Below are 3,832 nucleotides of genomic sequence, written 5' to 3'. Positions count from 1 at the left end.
ACGACGATAAAAGAAGCATTTCAGACCAATCTCAAGGGACTTAGGTCATCTTTGCTACGCAAAGCAACCCTTTTAAAGCATCCTCTAAGGGATTTTGAGGATGGGTGGCGACGTTATGGTGGCGGCGCGGTGTTGCTAATCTAGATTCTCACTGAGTCAACGCGGCGGCATGGTGCGCGAGGTGATCGCCCATAAAGCTGGCAATAAAGTAATAGCTGTGGTCGTAGCCGGGCTGCATTCGCAGCGTTAGGGGATGATTGACCGCTTGACACGCCGCCGCCAATAAGTCTGGTTGCAGTTGCTCTTTGAGAAACGAGTCCGCATCGCCCTGGTCAATCAAAATGGGCAACCGTTCAGGGGCAGTCTTCACCAAATGGGTCGGGTCGTAAGCCAGCCAATCGGACAGGGTGTTGCCCAGATAATTGCTAAATGCTTTTTTGCCCCAAGGCACCTGCGACGGGGCGACAATCGGCGCAAACGCGGACACGCTCTTGAAGCGTCCGGGATTGCGGAGGGCAATCATCAGCGCGCCATAGCCTCCCATCGAGTGACCCATAATGCCTTGATGCGTTTCGCGAATGGGGCAGTTAGCCGCGATCGCTTCCGGCAATTCCTGCACCACGTAGTCATACATGCGGTAATGCTGAGCCCACGGCTCCTGCGTCGCGTTCAGATAAAAGCCTGCCCCGCTGCCAAAGTCATAGCTGTCATCTTCCCCCGGCAGGCCGCAACCGCGAGGACTCGTATCTGGCGCGATGATGATGAGTCCGTGCTGCGCTGCATACTGCTGGGCTCCGGCCTTGGTGATGAAATTTTGTTCGGTGCAGGTTAGCCCACTCAGCCAATACACCACTGGGCAAGGTTGAGTTTCGGCTTGGGGCGGCAGGTAAACCGCAAAGTTCATGTCACAAGCCAGCACGTCGGAATGGTGCTGATATACAGCTTGCCAACCGCCAAAGCTGCGCTGGCGAGATGTTTGCGTCAGGGTATGGGGAGAAGTCATCGGTTAGGAGCAGACCAGGAATTCAGCAAAAACAGCGCATTGCAGCTAGTGAATAGCATTGGATCAGCCGATTTCAGCGTATCCATAAACCAAGCGCCGTTCTCATCCTAATATGCTGCCTGGGCTCACTACTGGTTATCCGGGTTAGTCCTGAGAGGACACGAACCTTATCGCCGCTATCTGCTGTCGAAATGGGTGAGGGGCTCGAAACCGCTCAGTCAGCGCCGACCTTGGGCCCAGCTCTCGGCGTCACAACTAGACTGCGATCGCCCACCAAATCCCCTGGGTATGAGCACTCCACCCTGATCAATCTTGTTAAGGTAAGGAAACTCTGACGCGGCATTCATCTGGCCCGACTCGCAAATTTGCTGCTGGGTCTAGGGTGGTTACTTTGCCTGCGAGCCAGCCTAGACCGACCAGGCGGGGATGCAATCTGCACAATAGGGATGCACTCAACCGCCAGGCTGTTGAATTGATCTTTTCGCGATTAAACCGATTAGTCGTGCTGCCAACAGCTGCCAACCATAGACTGGGGGACAACATGTTTTTTCAGGTCGTAACCAACGAAATGGCGAGTGAGCGCGCGGCATTACTGCTCCCTGATTTGTATATCCCCCATGGGCATTGCTATTTGTGGCAGTCCCCGCTAGTCGGGTTGCACGGGTTCTCCGACGGCATTATTGCGATCGCCTATTTCACCATCGCTGCGGCGCTAATTTACTTCGTTCGGCAACGCCAGGATGTGCCGTTACGAGGCGTATTCTGGTTGTTTGGAGCCTTTATTGCGGCCTGTGGCCTGACCCATCTGATCGCTATCTGGACGCTGTGGTTTCCCTACTATTGGCTCAGTGGCACGGTCAAAGCCGTGACCGCAGTGATTTCATTATTCACCGCTTTGAGCTTGATCCCCCGTATTCCCCAGGCGCTCGCTATCCCTAGCACTGAGAGCTTGGCGCAGTTAAATCAGACGCTCTCTCAAGAAGTGTCCGAACGGCAGCAGACGGAAGCGAAGTATCAGGCCTTAGCGGCTGAGTTAGAGTCTCGCGTGACCAGTCGCACCGCCCAGCTCACCCAAGCCCAACAGGATAATGAGCAGCTGTTGGGACAAGAGCAGACCACTCGGGCAGAGCTCGAAGCGGCTCTACAGCAGCAGCAAGATACGACTGAACGGCTGAATATTGCGCTGAGTGCAGCCCGAATGGGCACCTGGGATTGGCATCTTGATCAAGAGTGTTTGCAGTGGTCGCCTAAGACTTACCAAATCTTGGGCTTTGATGCCGACCAGGAGCAACCGACTTACGATCGCTGGCAAGCCCAGGTTCACCCTGAAGATGTCGCTCGGATTGAGGCAGCGATGGCGATCGCCCGAGCCAATCAAGAAATTTTCGCTGAAGAATATCGGGTGCAGTGGTCCGACCAAAGCTGGCACTGGGTACTAGCCCAGGGACGGTTTTTATATGCGGACGATCAGCCCCAGCGGATGATTGGCGTGGTTCAAGAAACGACTGAAGCCAAACGGTCAGCCCTGGCGTTAGCCGCCAGTGAAGCGCGGTTTCGCGTGGTGTTTGAACAAGCAGCGGTGGGGATGGCTCGCCTGTCGCCAGACGGCAACTGGTTGCAGGTCAATGAAACCTTCTGTAGTTTGCTTGGGTATGAAGCTGATGAATTAGTGCAGCAAAACTTTCAAGCGATTACGGATCCGGCTGATGTGGAGCAAGACCAGCGTTATCTTCAACAGCTGCGGTCAGGTCAGGGCGACATCTGCCGGTTTGAAAAGCGCTATCTCCATAAAGACGGCACCTCGATTTGGACGATGGTCACCGTCTCAACTGAGACCGACGAGCAGCATCAGGTGCGTTCCTTCATTGCGGTCATTGAAGATATTCGCAAACTCAAGCAAACCACAGCGGAGTTGGAGCAGCGGGCGAAAGAGTTGGAGCAAATGAACGGTCTGTTGGCGATGACGAATGCCCTCGTGGAAAATCGCAATGCTGAGCTAGACCAGTTTGCCTATGTGGCTTCCCACGATTTGAAAGCCCCATTGCGGGCGATCGCGAATCTGTCGGAATGGATTGAAGAAGACCTGGGGCATGACCTGCCAGAGGAAAACCGCCATCAGCTGGATTTACTGCGCAATCGGGTGCATCGCATGGAGGCGCTGATCAATGGTCTGCTGGAATACTCACGGGTGGGGCGACGAGAGCGCCAAATTATCCCGGTGGATGTGCGTCAAATGTTGGTGGAAACCATCGACCTAATTGTGCCCCCGCCAGCCTTTACGATTGCCCTGCCAGCGCAAATGCCGGCTCTCACGACCAGTCAATCAGCCCTTAATCAGGTCTTTTCCAACCTCATTACTAATGCCATTAAGCATCATGATCGCGAAGATGGCCGCATTGACATCACGGCGATCGAGCATGACGATTTCATCGAATTTGCTGTGAGTGACGATGGCCCAGGCATTGCGCCACAGTATCAGAGCAAGGTGTTCACCATCTTTCAAACCCTGAAATCTCGTGACGTGTTGGAAAGTACCGGGATTGGGCTCGCGATCGTCAAAAAAACCGTGGAGTCCGAGGGGGGCACTATCACCCTGGAATCGGTTCCGGGGGAGGGGTGCACGTTTCGGTTCAAGTGGCCGAAGCAGTCGTGATGCCGTATCGCCGCCACTGTCGCAACAGTCACGACAGTGGTGAATTCACTGGCGTTTTCATCGCCCCGGTTTATCCCGTGGTGAGCACTAAAGTTCCTTGACCAGCCCTCTAAAGGTGTTTTCAATACCGCTTAATAATTGCTGTCACTCAGCCCGAGAGGAAGACGGAGCTAGTG

Annotated in this window: 2 protein-coding genes; one reads left to right on the top strand and one right to left on the bottom strand. The window is 54.5% G+C overall.

Translation table 11 applies throughout. From position 1 onward, the window contains the following. Positions 1–148: 148 nt before the first annotated feature. Positions 149–1,003: an S-formylglutathione hydrolase gene (fghA, locus tag JUK32_RS01955; protein ID WP_204137170.1), complete on the bottom strand. Its 855-nt coding sequence runs from the start codon at positions 1,001–1,003 to the stop codon at positions 149–151. Between the two features lie 541 nt (positions 1,004–1,544). Between fghA and JUK32_RS01950 the strand changes: the two genes are divergently transcribed. Then, positions 1,545–3,656 (top strand): PAS domain S-box protein, encoded by a 2,112-nt coding sequence (locus JUK32_RS01950; RefSeq protein WP_204137169.1) that lies wholly within the window; start codon positions 1,545–1,547, stop codon positions 3,654–3,656. Positions 3,657–3,832 lie beyond the last annotated feature (176 nt).

The organism is Halomicronema sp. CCY15110 (genome assembly GCF_016888165.1).
Classification (GTDB): Bacteria; Cyanobacteriota; Cyanobacteriia; order Phormidesmidales; family Phormidesmidaceae; genus Halomicronema.
Note: the sequence above shows the minus strand (reverse complement) of the source record. Positions and strands in the feature narration are given on the sequence as shown.

Bases quoted from the DNA above. Each gene is read 5' to 3' on its own strand.
- JUK32_RS01950 (WP_204137169.1), top strand. From the start codon at position 1,545: ATGTTTTTTCAGGTCGTAACCAACGAAATGGCGAGTGAGCGCGCGGCA.
- fghA (WP_204137170.1), bottom strand. From the start codon at position 1,003: ATGACTTCTCCCCATACCCTGACGCAAACATCTCGCCAGCGCAGCTTT.